This window comes from Bradyrhizobium sp. CCBAU 051011, assembly GCF_009930815.1.
GTDB lineage: Bacteria > Pseudomonadota > Alphaproteobacteria > Rhizobiales > Xanthobacteraceae > Bradyrhizobium.
This window is the reverse complement of the sequence record NZ_CP022222.1, coordinates 2486822-2501155: the sequence shown is the minus strand read 5'-3', so window position 1 is coordinate 2501155 and position 14334 is coordinate 2486822. Positions and strand designations below refer to the sequence as shown.

The 14334-nt window shown below is 62.3% G+C and carries 16 protein-coding genes and 1 tRNA gene; 4 read left to right on the top strand and 13 right to left on the bottom strand.

The window, feature by feature from the left end; genetic code table 11:
• Positions 1-123 precede the first annotated feature (123 nt).
• Positions 124-531, top strand: coding sequence for a YccF domain-containing protein (locus ACH79_RS11870; protein WP_161851185.1), 408 nt, complete (start codon positions 124-126; stop codon positions 529-531).
• 7 nt (positions 532-538) lie between these two features.
• Here the strand turns inward: ACH79_RS11870 and ACH79_RS11865 are convergent, their stop codons facing one another.
• Positions 539-1015, bottom strand: coding sequence for a universal stress protein (locus ACH79_RS11865; RefSeq protein ID WP_161851184.1), 477 nt, complete (start codon positions 1013-1015; stop codon positions 539-541).
• A 175-nt stretch (positions 1016-1190) separates the two neighbouring features.
• Between ACH79_RS11865 and ACH79_RS11860 the strand changes: the two genes are divergently transcribed.
• A tRNA-Arg gene (locus ACH79_RS11860) sits at positions 1191-1267 on the top strand.
• A 37-nt stretch (positions 1268-1304) separates the two neighbouring features.
• Here ACH79_RS11860 and ACH79_RS11855 read toward each other — a convergent pair.
• The 7 genes from ACH79_RS11855 to ACH79_RS11825 form a co-directional block, all read right to left on the bottom strand.
• A complete protein-coding gene (locus tag ACH79_RS11855) occupies positions 1305-2492 on the bottom strand; it encodes an IS481 family transposase (protein ID WP_371419385.1) in 1188 nt (395 codons plus the stop codon).
• A 261-nt stretch (positions 2493-2753) separates the two neighbouring features.
• Positions 2754-3218 carry an AAA family ATPase gene (locus ACH79_RS11850; protein WP_246738663.1) on the bottom strand — a complete coding sequence of 155 codons (465 nt, stop codon included), beginning with the start codon at positions 3216-3218 and terminating at the stop codon, positions 2754-2756.
• Between the two features lie 75 nt (positions 3219-3293).
• Positions 3294-4697 (bottom strand): DUF305 domain-containing protein, encoded by a 1404-nt coding sequence (locus ACH79_RS11845; protein WP_246738502.1) that lies wholly within the window; start codon positions 4695-4697, stop codon positions 3294-3296.
• A gap of 603 nt (positions 4698-5300) precedes the next feature.
• Positions 5301-5585, bottom strand: coding sequence for a GYD domain-containing protein (locus tag ACH79_RS11840; RefSeq protein ID WP_161851181.1), 285 nt, complete (start codon positions 5583-5585; stop codon positions 5301-5303).
• Between the two features lie 142 nt (positions 5586-5727).
• Positions 5728-6192, bottom strand: coding sequence for an isoprenylcysteine carboxylmethyltransferase family protein (locus tag ACH79_RS11835; protein ID WP_161851180.1), 465 nt, complete (start codon positions 6190-6192; stop codon positions 5728-5730).
• 342 nt (positions 6193-6534) lie between these two features.
• Positions 6535-6759, bottom strand: a complete 225-nt coding sequence (locus ACH79_RS11830; RefSeq protein WP_161851179.1) for a hypothetical protein — start codon at positions 6757-6759, stop codon at positions 6535-6537.
• Between the two features lie 537 nt (positions 6760-7296).
• On the bottom strand, positions 7297-7815 hold the full coding sequence (locus tag ACH79_RS11825) for a copper chaperone PCu(A)C (protein WP_161851178.1): 519 nt from the start codon (positions 7813-7815) through the stop codon (positions 7297-7299).
• Between the two features lie 386 nt (positions 7816-8201).
• On the opposite strand from ACH79_RS11825, the gene ACH79_RS11820 reads away from it, so the two are divergent.
• Positions 8202-9305: a transporter gene (locus ACH79_RS11820; RefSeq protein WP_161851177.1), complete on the top strand. Its 1104-nt coding sequence runs from the start codon at positions 8202-8204 to the stop codon at positions 9303-9305.
• Positions 9306-9500: 195 nt separating this feature from the next.
• On the opposite strand, the gene ACH79_RS11815 is transcribed toward ACH79_RS11820, so the two are convergent.
• The gene (locus tag ACH79_RS11815) at positions 9501-11198 is read right to left on the bottom strand and encodes a methyl-accepting chemotaxis protein (protein ID WP_161851176.1); all 1698 of its coding nucleotides are present in this window, start codon (positions 11196-11198) and stop codon (positions 9501-9503) included.
• A 213-nt stretch (positions 11199-11411) separates the two neighbouring features.
• On the opposite strand from ACH79_RS11815, the gene ACH79_RS11810 reads away from it, so the two are divergent.
• A complete protein-coding gene (locus ACH79_RS11810; RefSeq protein ID WP_161851175.1) occupies positions 11412-11717 on the top strand; it encodes a hypothetical protein in 306 nt (101 codons plus the stop codon).
• A gap of 16 nt (positions 11718-11733) precedes the next feature.
• Here ACH79_RS11810 and ACH79_RS11805 read toward each other — a convergent pair whose 3' ends face one another.
• The 4 genes from ACH79_RS11805 to ACH79_RS11790 all read right to left on the bottom strand — a co-directional run bounded on the left by ACH79_RS11805 (position 11734) and on the right by ACH79_RS11790 (position 14334).
• Positions 11734-12999, bottom strand: coding sequence for a serine hydrolase (locus ACH79_RS11805; RefSeq protein ID WP_161851174.1), 1266 nt, complete (start codon positions 12997-12999; stop codon positions 11734-11736).
• A 25-nt stretch (positions 13000-13024) separates the two neighbouring features.
• Positions 13025-13666: an arylsulfatase gene (locus ACH79_RS11800; RefSeq protein WP_161851173.1), complete on the bottom strand. Its 642-nt coding sequence runs from the start codon at positions 13664-13666 to the stop codon at positions 13025-13027.
• Between the two features lie 107 nt (positions 13667-13773).
• A complete protein-coding gene (locus ACH79_RS11795) occupies positions 13774-13935 on the bottom strand; it encodes a hypothetical protein (RefSeq protein ID WP_246738501.1) in 162 nt (53 codons plus the stop codon).
• A gap of 36 nt (positions 13936-13971) precedes the next feature.
• Positions 13972-14334 (bottom strand): DUF1428 domain-containing protein, encoded by a 363-nt coding sequence (locus ACH79_RS11790; protein ID WP_161851172.1) that lies wholly within the window; start codon positions 14332-14334, stop codon positions 13972-13974.

The window sequence follows — 14334 nt, the reverse complement described above, 5'->3', positions numbered from 1 at the left end:
GACGCTGTTGCCCGGTCGTTAGGCAAATGAGTTTAGCGGCTGCGAGGCACGGGGCAAATCGGGTTCCGCTCGCAGGGCTGTTTTCGATTTCAATCGCATCCACGGCAAGCTAAGTTCTCGGTCATGTCTCCGGTCTCGCTGCTTCTCAATATCATCTGGATCGTTCTCGGCGGCGCATGGATGGCGTTCGGCTGGCTGGTTGCCGCCATCGTCATGGCGATCACGATCATCGGAATTCCCTGGGCGCGGGCCGCGTTCAACATCGCGGCCTACACGCTGTTCCCGTTCGGTTTCACCGCGGTGTCGCGCGACGCCTATACCGGGCAGGAAGATATCGGCACCGGGCCGCTCGGGGTGATCGGCAACATCATCTGGCTGGTGCTGGCGGGATGGTGGCTGGCGCTCGGGCATGTGGTCACGGCGGTGTTGCTGGCCGTGACCATCATTGGGATTCCTTTCGCCTGGGCACACCTGAAGCTTGCCGGGATCGCGCTATGGCCGATCGGCAAGGTCATCGTTCCCACGAACTAGCCTATGTCTAGCCCGAGGCCGTCGCCTCCGCCGGCTTCAACCGCTCGAACTCGGCGTCGCTGATCTCGGTCTGCGCCACCAGCACGCTGCAGCGCAGGCGCTTGACCAGGTAGCTGCCGATCGAGCCGAACCAGCGCGCCAGCGCCCCCTGCGGGCGGTGCCCGACGACCACGAGATGCGCGCCGATTTCTTCGGCGACCTCGGCGATTTTCTGCCCGGCATCGCCGACCTCGAGCCGCACGGTCGGCGTAAATCCCAGCGCCTTCAGCCGCTCGGCGCCTTCGTTCAGGATGGCCTTGTAATCCTCGGTCTGAAGTTCGATCGGGATCGTCAGCCCGGCCTCGGGTGTCATGATCGAGGAAACCTCGACGACGGCGAGCAAAAAAACCTCGGAACGGCAGAGTTGTGCGAGCTTTGCGCCCTCCCGCAGCGCACGCCGCCCCTCGACCGAACCGTCATAGGCGAGAAGAACCTTCTTATACATCGGACGTCCCCATCCATGGTTCAACACGCCAAGACTAGCACCAATTAACGGGAACGGATCGGAATTTTGCGTCGAGAACGTGGTTACCGGCCGCCACCTTGGTCTCCCTTGGTCTCACCAACCCCGGCATGGGGCGTTGCCCCTGCCCGGCCAATCGGCTAAAGGATGCCCCAACGCACCCGTAGCTCAGCTGGATAGAGCGTTGCCCTCCGAAGGCAAAGGTCACACGTTCGAATCGTGTCGGGTGCGCCAATCGCCGAAGGTCCGTTCCGGACACATGGGTTACGGTTTATTCCGGAGACATAGGTAACACCTTTGGGCCGAACGGGTTGTCTATCGGTTCGAGTCTGCATGTCTCGTCGTCGAAGTAACCCAAATTATAGTTCATGAAGGTGACGAGCCAAATCCTGTCGCTCACCTGCTTAATCCCGACGTTCTGCCCAGCGAAGACCACGCTGAGGTTGATTTTCTGCCGGTTGAAGCAGATACGGCCGCATGTCGTTACGGTCGCGGTCCTGTCGTGGAAGGGATAATCAAGGTCCGGCAGGCCCTGGTAGATCCGCCTTGAGGGGATATAGCGCTCGGCCGGGCACTGCATGTTGAGCGCTTGGTGAGGCCGCTCGTTGTTGTAGCCGTCGATGAAATCGTCGAACCTGGCCTGCTGCTGCAGGAAGTTGCGCGCGACCGGCTTGATGGTCTCCAACTTCAAGGTCAGATGCATCCGCTCGTGGCGGCCGTTCTGCTGCGGGTTGCCTGGCTTGATCCGCTCGATCGCGATGCCGAGCCTGAGCCACCAGACCGACAGCCTGCTCAATCCGAACAGCGCATTGGGACTGGCAAAGGGAACACCGTTGTCGGTGCGGATGGCCTGCGGCAGGCCAAACTCCTTGAATGCGCTTTCAAACACCGAGAAGGCATAGGCTTCCTTGGTGGTGTGCAAGGCTTCGCAGGCAATGAGATAACGGCTGGCAAAGTCGGTGATGGTCAGCGGATAGCAGTAGCGGCGATCGGCGAGCATGAACTCGCCCTTGTAGTCGGCACACCACAGCTCATTCGGTTGGGCCGGGTGAGAGAGTGTGGTGCCCTCAGCCCGGTTGCGTCGTCGGGTTCGCCGCTTGACCAGGCCATGACGATCGAGCACCGCATGCACGGTGCTGATCGCGGGCGTGTGCACATCCGGATAAAGCCGGGCCAGCCGTTCCCTGATCTTTGGGGCGCCCCAGCTCGGCTTGTCCTGCTTCAAGCGCACGATCAGCGTCTCGATCTGGGTGGGCAGCTGGTTGGCATGGCGATAGGGCCGGCGCGAGCGGTCGGTGAGCCCTTCCAAGCCAATCTCGTTGTAGCGCGAGAAGATCTTGTAGCCGGTCTTGCGGGAGATGCCGAACTCGCGGCAAAGGCCCGCCATCCGCTCCCCGTCCAGCCGCCGGGCAATGAATTTTAGACGCTCATCCATGGGTTTACACGCCTTCCAGGGCATTTTGCGCTCCCCGCAAAAGGCCCGATTGTGTAACCCATGTCTCCGGAATGAACTGTCACCCCTCTCTCAGGAAGGGCAGAATCCACGATTTCCTGCGATCCGCCCCGCCAGTTCACACCGAACGGAATTCGTTGTCGCAGCGCGTGCGATGTTCGGCGGCCTTAGGCGTTCCTATCAGTCCATCGCTCCTCGGCTGCCAATACCGTGACAGCTCGCACATGCGAGACAGCTCTCGACAGCGGACCGCTCCGGCGTCGCTCCTTAGATGACCTTGAGAATCTCATCGACCGTAGCTTCTACCGGGCCGCTCGTGTCGATCTCATGGTCGGCTGATTGTCTTAGCAGCGGTTCGATCGTCGCGAGAAGTTCGCAAACCTTCTGACGTTCCCCGTCGGTTCTGCCGTAGCCCTCCGCCGAGCGCGCTTCGAGCCGCTTCATGATCGTCGCGACAGGAGCGGACAGGAGAATGACTATATCGATCAAAGAAAACAGCCGCCCCATGTTCTCGGCACAACCGCTGACGAACAAAGGTGCTTGATCTTGCGTCAGGAGAAGCGTTCTGACGCGGTCTTCGCGCCAGACCCCGTCCTTTCCCTCCGCTGGTGTCAGCGTGTCCGTGGGCGCGCTGTCGACCCACTCGGACCATTCCGGCGTATCCAGGTCCACGGCCCGATGGCCCCTTGCGACGAGCTCCCGAGCAACGGCGCTCTTCCCTGTTCCGGACATACCGGTAATCAAAACACGCTTCAACCGAGTCCTCATGACGTCGCAAGTCGGTTCGCTTGTGCTCGTCGCCGTTCCCTAGGGTTGCGGAATGTTCTTCTGCTTGAGCCATTCGCGCATCTCGCCGATCTCTCGCCGCTGGGCGTCGATGATCTCGCGCGCAAGGTGCTGGTTTCGGGCATCCTTGCCGAATTTCAGGACGATCTCGGCCATATCGACCGCGCCCTGATGGTGCGGGATCATGCCGAGCACGAAGGCCTGGTCGGGATCGACATTGGCGATGCCCTGCATCATGGGGCCGTGCATGCGGTCCATTGCTGCGCGATAGGCCGCCTCGGCCGTCGCCGCTGTCGCGGTGGTGCCGTGCATGCCGTGCGGATGCTCGGGGTTCGGCGTGTGCGTCAGCCGTTCGCCGGCCGTCGCTCTCGTATTTCCTTCGATGCCGTAGATCGCGATGTGCAGCCCCCAATATCCGGTTACGAAGATGACAAGCGCGGCCGCAAGTCCTGCCGGGACGCCGGCCAGCCTGCGCTTGAGGGCGGGCAGGAAATGCACCTCCCTTGTATGATCGGCGGCGATGGCGACGATGATCGCCATGATGAGCGCGTGGCCGATCAGGTCGGTGCGGCCGAATGGATAGACGGCTGCGTTGAAGATGACGAAGAGCGCGATGGCCGACAGCCGGCGGACCAGCGGCGTCCAGATCAGGCCGAATCCCATCGTGAACTCGGCGACGCCGGCCATTGGAATGAAGACGTCGCGCGGCATGCCGAAAGTCAGGAAGGGTTTTTCCTCCACGAGCGGGTAGAACCAGTCGGGATAGGCGAACTTTTCGAGGCTGGACCACATCAGCGCGATGGCCACGCCCCAGCGCAGCGCCTCGAAGCGATGCTTGCGCCATTCCGGATTGGACGATGCCTCCAGCACCAGATAGGCGGCGACGCCGACGCCGAGCGCAAGGTAGTCAAGCAGATGGAAGACATCGTAGTCGCGTAGCGCCAGCAGCCAAAGGCCGATGATGCCGGCAGCCGCAAGCGGCTGCGTCTTGCGAGAGAAGATCAGCCCGGCGATCAGGAGCTGCGTCCATGACACCCATTCGGCGGGCGTCTTGAGGTCGGGTGTCAGGTAGACGCCACCGACCGCAAAGATAGCCACGAAGAAGGCGGCGATGACCACGCGCACGAAGTTGTCGAGGCTATTCCAGAGGGGGTCGGTGATGCCGTCCATGCCGCGCAGGATCGTCTCGCCCGCACTCGACTTTTCAATCGCTCTTGTCACGAGGAAAAACACCAACACCAGCGCTATGCCGGTCCAGAACCAGGGATTGGTGAGGGTGGCCCCGATCGGCTGTGGCGGTGCGCCGACGATATACGGCGCAAACCACTTCACATGCGCTTGCGCCGGACCTGAGGCCGCCATGAATGCGAGCGCGCTCAGAGTTAGCAGGCGAGCGGAGAAGCGAGGCAGAGCGGGCTGGTTCAATTTTTTCTCCTCGGGTGCGGAGCCTTTGCGGGTGAATCAGGCGGCACGTATCGGGCTGTAGAAAACCGCAATAGCTTGGTCCGACGTTGAGGCCGATCTATAGCGCCCGAAGGAGTGGCGACTCCGCACGAAGAAACAATAGTGGTTGAGACACAGATCGCATAGTTCCGTGACAGTAATGGCCGTGTGGTCAAGTTTGGCTTTCCACTGCCGGTTGTCTCCGTGCGCGACTGTGCCCAACTGAACCTTCGCCTCTTTCCTGGCGAGGTCAGGCGTCCACATGCAATTCGGCTATGGCTTGGTCGGTCGAATGCCACGTTTCCGCACCGAGCCGGCCATGCCGAGGCCCGCCCGTTTGCGTCCGAAGCTGCCGCATCAAGCCGCTGAAATCGCCGGTGGAATTTGGAGCCCGATGAGCCAAGCTTTCACGGGAAGCGCAGCTATTCGCAAGGCCCCGCATCTTCCAGCAGGGCGCGAAACATTAATCGGCTCCTTCGAGCCTGCTCCGTGCCACCGCGACCGGCAAGAATGCGGCACCACGCGCGCGCAAGCGAAATGAGCACGGCTGGTTGGCAGCAAAGCCGTGAGCCACGACCCCGGCGCTTAGCCCGCCGCGTCCTTGATCGCGGCTTCGAAGGTCTTTGCGTCGAAGGCCGGCATACTTTGGATCCGCCCCAGACCTTGCGTCGCGTACCAGACGGAGAACGCGAGCATCGCCCCCTCATTCGGGGCATCGACGATGTCGACGAAATCGTAATAGCCCTGCGTGTAGTGGATCGACTCGACCTTGATGCCCAGCTTGTCGAGTTTTGCCTTGGCCTTGCCGATCCGCTCCGATTGCTTGCTTGCCCATTCCGGGCTCAGATTACCAAGCAGCACATATTTCATGGCCACCTCCACGTGATGTCGATCAATTTGCGCGAAGGACCTCACAATCATACGCCTTCCGACGCCCCATGCCTATGCTGTTCTGCGCAGCGGGAACGGTGGGGCACGGGCTCCCCGGCCCCCGTGCCCTGGCCGGCAAGCCCTACAGCCAGCGCCGCACCCGCGCGCAGTAGCGGCGATAGACGTCGCCGAACTTGCGCTCGAGATAGGCTTCCTCGCGGGTGATCACGCCGTAGCGGATGACGAGGGCGAAGGGCACCAGCATCATCAGCAGCCAGAGGCTGTTGAAGGCGATGGCCAAGCCGATGAGCCCCAGCACCATGCCGAGATAGATGGGATTGCGCGTGAAGCGGTAAGGACCAGCATCGACGATGGTCGTGGTCGGCAGGTTGGTGGGCACGTTCGAGCCGGCCCTGGTCATGGTAGAGATCGCCCACGCGAGCAGCGCCAGTGCAAGCGCAAACACGATCGCGCCGAGCCAGCCTGCAGGGGCCGGCAAGAGCGGCAAGGGCATGAGCCAGTTGAGCGCGAAACCGGCAAGCACCGCGAGCGCCCACGCGATCGGCGGCCGGACAATCACATTCGCGGTATCTGCCCTGTCAGCCATGGCGGCACCGGTGAACCTGCGTTGCTATTGATGGTGCCGCTGAAGACTATTTGCAAGCGCAGCGCAAAAATCAGAAAATCTGAGATTTATCGGTTCGAGCGCGTGGGGGCGCTGCATCGGCCGAGCTGCCTGATCCGGGATTGGTCAACCCCTGATGCGTTAACGACCCAAAGCCGCAGGCGCTATCGTGAAATTCGATCGTATTGCCATCGATGATGGTCGGCGGCCCAACCGATCAAGTCACCCGCCGGGGACGGCGAAGGCAGAGAGATCTCCCCACGCCGTCATATTTCTCCTTGGTTAACTGAAAATCAGCGAACGTCCATTTCCGGGCGTCGGGCTTCAGTTCAGGGCGCAGCTACCTGAGCGCGCTGGCGTGTTGCCGGACGCCACGTGACAGAAAGCCTCATAGTAAGCCTCAAGCTCGGCAACGGCGCGATGTTCCCACTCGCTGGCCTGCGCCAGCAGGGAGCCGCTATGCAGCGGCCGGTACGCCGCGGTTTGGCGGCACAGCGACGCGATCGTGCGATATCGGCGAACGTTTTCCATGATTGCCAGGCCGTTCATATCAGGATCTCCCCTTTCTTTTCCCGGAGACGAACTTGCGGCAGAACGATTTTCGATTGGTTAGCGGGGCCGGGAGAGAGCGCGCGTGGTTTCCGAACCGTTGACGGCGGACGAGCAGCGCGCGGAGGCGAAGCGGCCTCTCGGAATCTTACTGCTCCGCGCGAGCCGCCTGCGCCGAGGTCGAAGAGTTGTCGCTTGAGCAGATGACATTCTGCGAACGACCCTCAGCCGAAAGAAGTGAAGCACTGTTCCCCTCGTGCGCGACGGCTGGGATCAACAACGTGCAAGCACAGTAAGCCAGTCCAACACCGAGAAGCGATGCGGACAAGACCGCGGCAACGGACTGCAAGGCAACTGACTTTACTTGCGACGACGGCTGCGCCGTGCCCGAGTTAGCGAGCGACATTTGGCCTGAGCTGGACACGGGTCAGTATCCCAATGAAGAATTACGGTTCGAAGATCGGCCGCCGCTGGCCGCGGCGGCGCTTGTTTCAAGCCTCTTCTCAGCTGCTCACTGATTCGACGCGAGCGGGCACGCTAATGGTGCTTGTGCGAGACACCGTTGACGCCACTGACGGCGGCTCCGGCGTTTTCCTCGACGTTGTAGATGATGTCGACAGGCCCCGCCTTCTCGAATACCAGCGTGCCCTTCACCTTCTGGCCGACCTGGAACGGCTCCTTGAGCCCCATCAGCAGGATGCGGTAGGCGCCGGGCTTGAGCTCGACGGTCTTGCCGGGCTTGATCTCGAGACCGTTCGCGAGCGGGCGCGTCTTCGACATGCCGTCGACATCGATCACCTCGTGCACCTCGATCTGGCTAGCCACCGGCGACGTGCCGCCGATCAGGCGGTCCGCCGTCTTCCCCTTGTTGGTGATGGTGAGATAGCCGCCTGCGATGTTGGCGTCTTTCGGGGTCGGGCGCGACCAGGGATGACCGATGTCGATCGCGCCTATCTTGAACTCGTGCGCGCCAGCGCCGCTCGCAATTAGCAAAGTCGCGGCGATGAAAATGGCCGCAGTGACAAACACAAAGATATCTCTGACGACGGTTGTCATAACTGTCCTACTCCGATACGCGCGCTGGACAGAGAAACGTGTAGAGAAACATTCAGACGCGATTACGGCTGGTGCTCGCCGTGATTGCGGCTGCCGCCGGACGTGATTGCGGCTACCGCTGCGCTGAACGCGAAAAATTCGGACGCACAACCGACAGGCGGACTACGCCACTTGCCATTTGCCAACCACGCGATGGCCACACAGATGTCGCGCCCGCGATAGTGTCTTCGCTTTTCCGCTTCGCTTCCGTTGCCAGCAAGCCGCGCTTCTCGCACGATCCAGTCAATCTGGCGCCCGATTGCGATGGCTAATCGCCGGACAGTAAGTACAGGGGGCGTAATGTGTGTGCGTATTTTAAACGGCCTGCGGCCGGCATCTTTTCATCCATGGCACTTCTTCTCGCCGCGCCTGCAGAAGCGCATCATCCCGGCGGCGGCGGCAACACCGGCAGCGGCGGCCCCATCAACACCATCTCAGCCGACACACTTGCCGAAGGAATGTTCGCTGCATCCATCCGCTACGAATTTATCCGGCTGGGTCAGCTCAGCGATGCCGATCTGATCGCCGCCGCGAACCGCGGCACGCATGCGCATTCACTTCGTTCGCTCGACAGCGTTTCGCTTTCGGTCGCCTACGGCATCACCAACGATCTGACCCTTGCCGTTCGCGCGTCCGGCGTCCGCCGCTCCGACATTCGCGAGGCGCATGAAGACATGCTGAGCGGCGGCCATATGGGCATCATGAATTCGAGCGACATGAGCAGCCTGATGAGCCCCGACGGCATCAACCGGCGCGGCAACTCCGCCGGCTTCGGCGACGTCACCATGCTCGGGCAATATCGCTTCCACAGCAATGCGCAGACCGGAACGTCGGCCGCCGTGCTGTTCGGCTTCAAGGCGCCGACCGGCAGCACCAGCCAGCGCGACGCCTTCGGGCAGCTCTTCCAGGCCGAGTTTCAGCCGGGCTCGGGCTCCTGGGACGGCCTGATCGGTGCCGCCTTGACCAAACGCACGGGACGCTGGTCGTTCGACGTGAGCGGCCTTTATTACCTAATCACCAACGGCACGCAGAACACCAATCTCGGCGACCGCTTTCTGTTCGGCACCGCGGTGTCATACCGCCTCGTCGGCCCCACCGGCTCGGCGAAGGAGATTGAGCTGCATGAGTACTGCATGCAGCCGCGCAATCAGCTGCAGGAGCACTGCCTCTATCACGCCAATCACGACCACAGCGACATGAAGAAGACGCCCTATACGCTCGATCTCGTGCTGGAGCTGAATGGCGAGTGGCACGACAAGCAGCGCATCGCCGGCATCGCCGACCCCAATTCGGGGGGCACGACGGTTTATCTCTCACCCGGCGTGCGCGTTGGCTTCGACCGCTTCTCGGGCTTCGTCTCTGTCGGCGTGCCGGTCATCAACCAGCACAACGGCGTTCAGTCCAAGCCCGATTTCCGCGTGCTTACGGGGATCGGCGCGCGGCTCAATTGACGCCTGCAGGTTGCTGGCCACCGTTGCCCGTCATGGCCGGACATCACGAGAAAGCCTCCGCGCGCCCTTAGAGCTTGATCCGGAAAAGTGTGCAGCGGTTTTCCCTCGCGACAAACGCGGAACGCGTTTGCGCGGAGATCATGCTCAAACAAAAAGATAAAGCGGGATAACGATTCGAAGAAAAGTCATCACGCTTTAGGCCGCGCGGATATTGCCGAGGAATTTGCCGGTTTCGGTTTCGAGTTGCTCGGACTGTGAAGTCAGTTGCGCGGCGGCATTCAGGACGAGGGTGGCGGCAGCATCGACCTTACTCGAAGCTTCGCGCACGCCCGTGATGTTTTGCATCACCTCCTGGGCGCCCTGCGCCGCCTGCTGCACGCTGCGGGCAATCTCGTTGGTCGCAGCGCCCTGCTCTTCGACGGCGGCCGCAATGGAGCCGGTGATTTCGTTCATTTGCCCGATCGTGGTGCCGATCTCGCGGATTGCGTTGACGGTCGAGCCGGTCGCATCGCGAATTTCCTGAATCTGGCTGGTGATTTCGTCGGTAGCCTTGGCCGTCTGTGACGACAGCGCCTTGACCTCGTTGGCCACGACGGCAAACCCCCTGCCAGCCTCGCCGGCGCGGGCGGCCTCGATGGTCGCGTTCAACGCCAGCAAATTCGTCTGCCCCGCGATGGTCTGGATCAGCGCCATGACCTCGCCGATCTTTTGCGAGGCCTCGACCAGGCGGCCGACCATGGCCTCGGTCCGGTTCGCCTGCCCAACCGCATTCTGGGCAATGGACGAAGACTGGGTGACCTGCCGCGCGATCTCCTGGATCGACGACGACAGCTCCTCCGCCGACGCCGCAACGGTCTGGACGTTCGACGCCGTCTGCTCGGCGGCAGCAGCGACCTTCGCGCTCTGACCCGTCGTCCCCACCGCGATCGTTGACATCGATGAGGCGGAATTCTGCAGCTCGTCGGCTGCGGTGGCGGTGCCGCGGATCACGCCACCGATGCTGCGCTCGAAATCGTCGGCGATGCGGGACAGAACCGCCTGCCGCTCCTCGGCGGTGCGCGACTTCATCGCTTCCTGCTCGGTGCGAAGCCGCGTCGTCTCGACCAGGTGATCCTTGAAAACCTGGAGGCTGCGCGCGATCCGGCCGATTTCATTGGTCCGGTCGACGAACGGAATCTCGGCCGCAAGGTGGCCCCTGGCCAGTTCGTCCATCGCCGCGCAGGTCTTGTTGAGGGGAATGACCAGGCCGCGGCCGAGCCAGAACGCAACCAACACCGCGAGGGTCAGGCCACCGAGGCCCGCGATCCCGGCCCACATCATCCGACTGAAGACCACAGCATCGATATCGTCGACATAGGCGCCCGCCTGCAGCGCGAGTAGCTTGTCGCCAGCGCCAAAGGCGCCGACATAGGAGACCTTGCGGAGTTCGGTGCCACCGGCCGACCGGGGTGCCAGATATTCGACAAAGCCGCCGCCGGCGCGCGCCGTCCGCACGATGTCCTGGATCAACAGCTTGCCGCTCTTGTCCTTGAACTCCCAGCGGTTGACGTTGATGTATTTGGGATTGGCGTGCACATAGGTGACGCCGGCATCGGAGCTTCCCGTGCCATAGACGCCGATATAGTCGGAGTACTCGCCCCAACGCATGGCGCTGATCGAGGCAAACGCCGCCTGACGCGCCTGATCCGGACTGATCCGGCCGGCCTTGGCTTCGCTTTCATAGGTGGCAAGAATCTTCGTCGCGGCCTCGACCAGATTGCGGACGGTGGTGCGCCGCTCGTCCAGCACCGCATCGCGCAACACCAGGATCTGCAGGGCGGAAACGGCAAAGAGCACGATTGTCAGCGCCGCAATGATCATCGCAAAACGCTGATAGACGGTGAGGTTACGCATGCCGCTCTCTTCCTGCTGGTTGAGAATTCGTACCAATACAACGTTAATCGACTGTTATCGGGGTTGCGCGGACGGCCCGCAGCGTCTGATTGCGAGAATCGGCGCTTGAAATGACGGCGGCGCGGCGACACAATGGCGCGCATCCTTCAAACGTAATGCGCCAATGATCCCCGCACCGTGCGGACGGCATGGTGCGGTTAAGAGTGACCCATAATGGCTGAAGCCGATCTCGATGTTCTCATCCGGCAAATCGCAAAAGCGCAAAACAAGAGCCTGATGGCTGCCGTCAAGAAACGGCGCGATCAGATCATGGCCCGCGCGGCCAAGGCCAAGGACAAGGAAACGCGGGACCAGTTCCGGCTGATCGCCAGGAGCACGATGGAGCTCGGCACCGCCGCAGCGAGGCGGCTGCAGAACTCGGCAGCAAACACCGCCGACAGTTATGCGCGGGCGATCCGGAACGCGACCGAGGAAGCGGCGGCGGCTGCGAAGAAGCCTGCCAAGAAGAAAGACGTCTGAAAGCGGCCGCTCGCGCTCAGGCGGCCCCATGGACACGGTAAATACCGCGCTCGAATAGACGATAGACATTAAGCGCGCGCTGGTCGGCGAACGGCAGTATCTGCATCAGGATCACACCCGCGATTCGCGACGCCGGATCGATCCAATAGTAGGTATTGTAAAGCCCGGCCCATGTCAGGCTGCCTGCCCTGCGGCCATCCGGTACAGGGTCGACGTTGATCATATCGCCAAGCCCCCAACGCAGCCGGACTCCCGGGAAAAAATCGACGTTGTCAGACAATGCCGGATTTGTTGTCTTGAGAATTCCCGCATCGAGGTTGCCGATCTGATTGGTGGACATGAGTGCAACCGTCTGCGGCCGCAGGATGCCCTTCCCGGCAAGTGCTCCGCCATTCAATAGCGCCTGGAGGAAGGTCAGATAGTCCGGCGCTGTGGAATAGAGGCCGCCGCCCCCAGAAATCACTTTCGGGTCCGTTCGCCTCGCCAACGGCTGCGGCGCAAGCGTTCCATCTGCCTTGCGCAAATGCAGACTTGCCTGGCGGCCGCGCTGCTTCTCGGTGAGCGAGAAAGCGGTGTCGTTCATACCGAGCGGACCCAGGATGTGATCGCGGAAATAGCGATCCAGACTTTGCCCACTGACGATTTCAACGAGCCGCCCAACCCGGTCGAGACTGCCACCATAGGCCCATCTGGTGTCCGGATCGAACATCAGCGGCGCACGCGGCAGCGCGGCATCGTTGCGAGATGCCTTGCCGTAGCGAACGACATTCGCGTCCCAAAGCTGATAGCTAAGCCCGGATGTGTGCGTCAACAGATTGCGTAGCGTGATGGGCTTTCGCGCGGCGCGCAGTTGCGGGACCCCTTGCGCATCGAAACCATCGAGAACTTGGGGAGAGCCGAGCGTCGGATCAATTCTTGCCGCCGGTTCGTCCAGTTTGATTTTGTCCCGTTCGACGAGTTGCAGCGCTGCGACGGATGTCAGCAATTTGGTCATTGACGCGATACTGAAGATCGTATCGGCCGACATCCTGGCAGCCGTGCCCACGCTTCTCGCGCCGAATGCGCCCTGGTAGACCACCGAATGCTCGGTTGCGGCCATGGCGACAACGCCCGGCACGTCTGCCGCATCGACCCGAGTGTGCAAAATAGCGTCGATTTCCCCGCCACGCGGCGACGAGCGGAGCGGAGCTGCAAGGCTGGGAATGGCTGCACCGGGGATCAGGCCTGCCGCCGCGACGGCCGCCGTTCGCAATGTATCGCGCCGACTGAACCGCACTGCCATCGCCCTCCCCTCAACGACCCTGAACTTAAGTGTGGCCGGCGGTAAGCATTCCCTTCAATTTTAGTACCGCGCTATCGGGTGTAGTCAGCACTGGCCGCCCGGTCGCCTTGGCGACCTCGTCCGCCGCCGGCGCCAGGCTGTACTGGGCGAGCGCGATCAGGTCGCAGTCGCGCAAGCTGATGGACGCTTCCACCACCAGCCGGTCATGGATGGCGCGGTCGCCGCGATCGAGCGCGGCCATCGCGCCTTCCGCCAGTTTCGGCACCAGCTCGACTCGCGGCGGAAACTCCGGCGGCATCGAGACCAGCGTCGGCGGAAACGTCGACAGCAAGCCGACCTTCCCGCCTCGCGCGACCGCCTGCTCGATCATCGCCTCGTTCGGCTTGAGCACCGGCATCGGGGCGTGGGCACGCGCGACCGCCTCGATGCAGGGCCCGAACGCCGAGCAGGTGAACAGGATCGCATCCGACCCGGTGCCGGCCGCGTAGCGTCCAAGCCTGAGGAAACGCTCGGTCATGGCGTCGGAGAGCCCGCCGTCACGCGCCAGATCGGCCGACAGGCTGTCGTCGAGCAGGTTCATCAGGCCCGCTTCCGGCCAGAGCCTGGCGAAGGAGGCCTCGATCGGGACGATCGAGTGTTTCAGGGCGTGGACCAGGGTGATGCGCATGCGCGACAGTCTGGCTGCGGCACGACCGGTGTCAACCCGGCGTGCCGCAGGGCGCCCCACTTGAACGGCAGAGCGTGCATCAGGCCGCCCCTTGCTCCAGGTCGCGTTCAGTCCGCGATCCGAGATCGCCTGACGTCCGAGCAGCCGCTGATCGCCGGGCGCTCGTCGACATTGGCTGCGGTGACGCCGAGTTCTTCGGCCTCGATCAGACCGAAATGCAGCCAGGCGATGATGTCGGTCCACACCGCGGGATAGATCAACGATTCCACCGCGCGGCATGCGGCAGAGCAAGACGCGCTTGTGTTCTACACTTTCACCAGGCTTTCGAACCCGCCATAGATCATCCGCTTGCCGTCGAACGGCGGCTTTGACTTAGGATCCATCATCTCGCCGAGCCGCGGGTCCGCCATCACCTTGGCGTTGATCTTGTCGCGCTGGGCGCGCGACTTGTAGGTGATCCAGGCGAACACGACGGTTTCGCCGGGCTTCAGCTTGACGCTGCGCGGGAACGAGGTGTACTTGCCGACCTTGACGTCATCGGCGACCCATTCGCGGTAGTCCAGCGCACCGTATTCGCGCCAGATCTTGCCGGCCTTCTTCGACAGACGGGAATAAGCTTCGAGATTTTTCTTCGGCACGGCGACGATGAAGCCATCCACGTAGGGCAT

What these genes read in the sequence shown, in the direction of transcription:
- ACH79_RS11790 (WP_161851172.1), bottom strand. Translation starts at nt 14,334, where the DNA reads ATGCCCTACGTGGATGGCTTCATCGTCGCCGTGCCGAAGAAAAATCTC.
- ACH79_RS11870 (WP_161851185.1), top strand. Translation starts at nt 124, where the DNA reads ATGTCTCCGGTCTCGCTGCTTCTCAATATCATCTGGATCGTTCTCGGC.
- ACH79_RS11855 (WP_371419385.1), bottom strand. Translation starts at nt 2,492, where the DNA reads ATGCCCTGGAAGGCGTGTAAACCCATGGATGAGCGTCTAAAATTCATT.
- ACH79_RS11825 (WP_161851178.1), bottom strand. Translation starts at nt 7,815, where the DNA reads ATGACAACCGTCGTCAGAGATATCTTTGTGTTTGTCACTGCGGCCATT.
- ACH79_RS11850 (WP_246738663.1), bottom strand. Translation starts at nt 3,218, where the DNA reads ATGTCCGGAACAGGGAAGAGCGCCGTTGCTCGGGAGCTCGTCGCAAGG.
- ACH79_RS11810 (WP_161851175.1), top strand. Translation starts at nt 11,412, where the DNA reads ATGGCTGAAGCCGATCTCGATGTTCTCATCCGGCAAATCGCAAAAGCG.
- ACH79_RS11830 (WP_161851179.1), bottom strand. Translation starts at nt 6,759, where the DNA reads ATGAACGGCCTGGCAATCATGGAAAACGTTCGCCGATATCGCACGATC.
- ACH79_RS11800 (WP_161851173.1), bottom strand. Translation starts at nt 13,666, where the DNA reads ATGCGCATCACCCTGGTCCACGCCCTGAAACACTCGATCGTCCCGATC.
- ACH79_RS11820 (WP_161851177.1), top strand. Translation starts at nt 8,202, where the DNA reads ATGGCACTTCTTCTCGCCGCGCCTGCAGAAGCGCATCATCCCGGCGGC.
- ACH79_RS11835 (WP_161851180.1), bottom strand. Translation starts at nt 6,192, where the DNA reads ATGGCTGACAGGGCAGATACCGCGAATGTGATTGTCCGGCCGCCGATC.
- ACH79_RS11815 (WP_161851176.1), bottom strand. Translation starts at nt 11,198, where the DNA reads ATGCGTAACCTCACCGTCTATCAGCGTTTTGCGATGATCATTGCGGCG.
- ACH79_RS11805 (WP_161851174.1), bottom strand. Translation starts at nt 12,999, where the DNA reads ATGGCAGTGCGGTTCAGTCGGCGCGATACATTGCGAACGGCGGCCGTC.
- ACH79_RS11840 (WP_161851181.1), bottom strand. Translation starts at nt 5,585, where the DNA reads ATGAAATATGTGCTGCTTGGTAATCTGAGCCCGGAATGGGCAAGCAAG.
- ACH79_RS11865 (WP_161851184.1), bottom strand. Translation starts at nt 1,015, where the DNA reads ATGTATAAGAAGGTTCTTCTCGCCTATGACGGTTCGGTCGAGGGGCGG.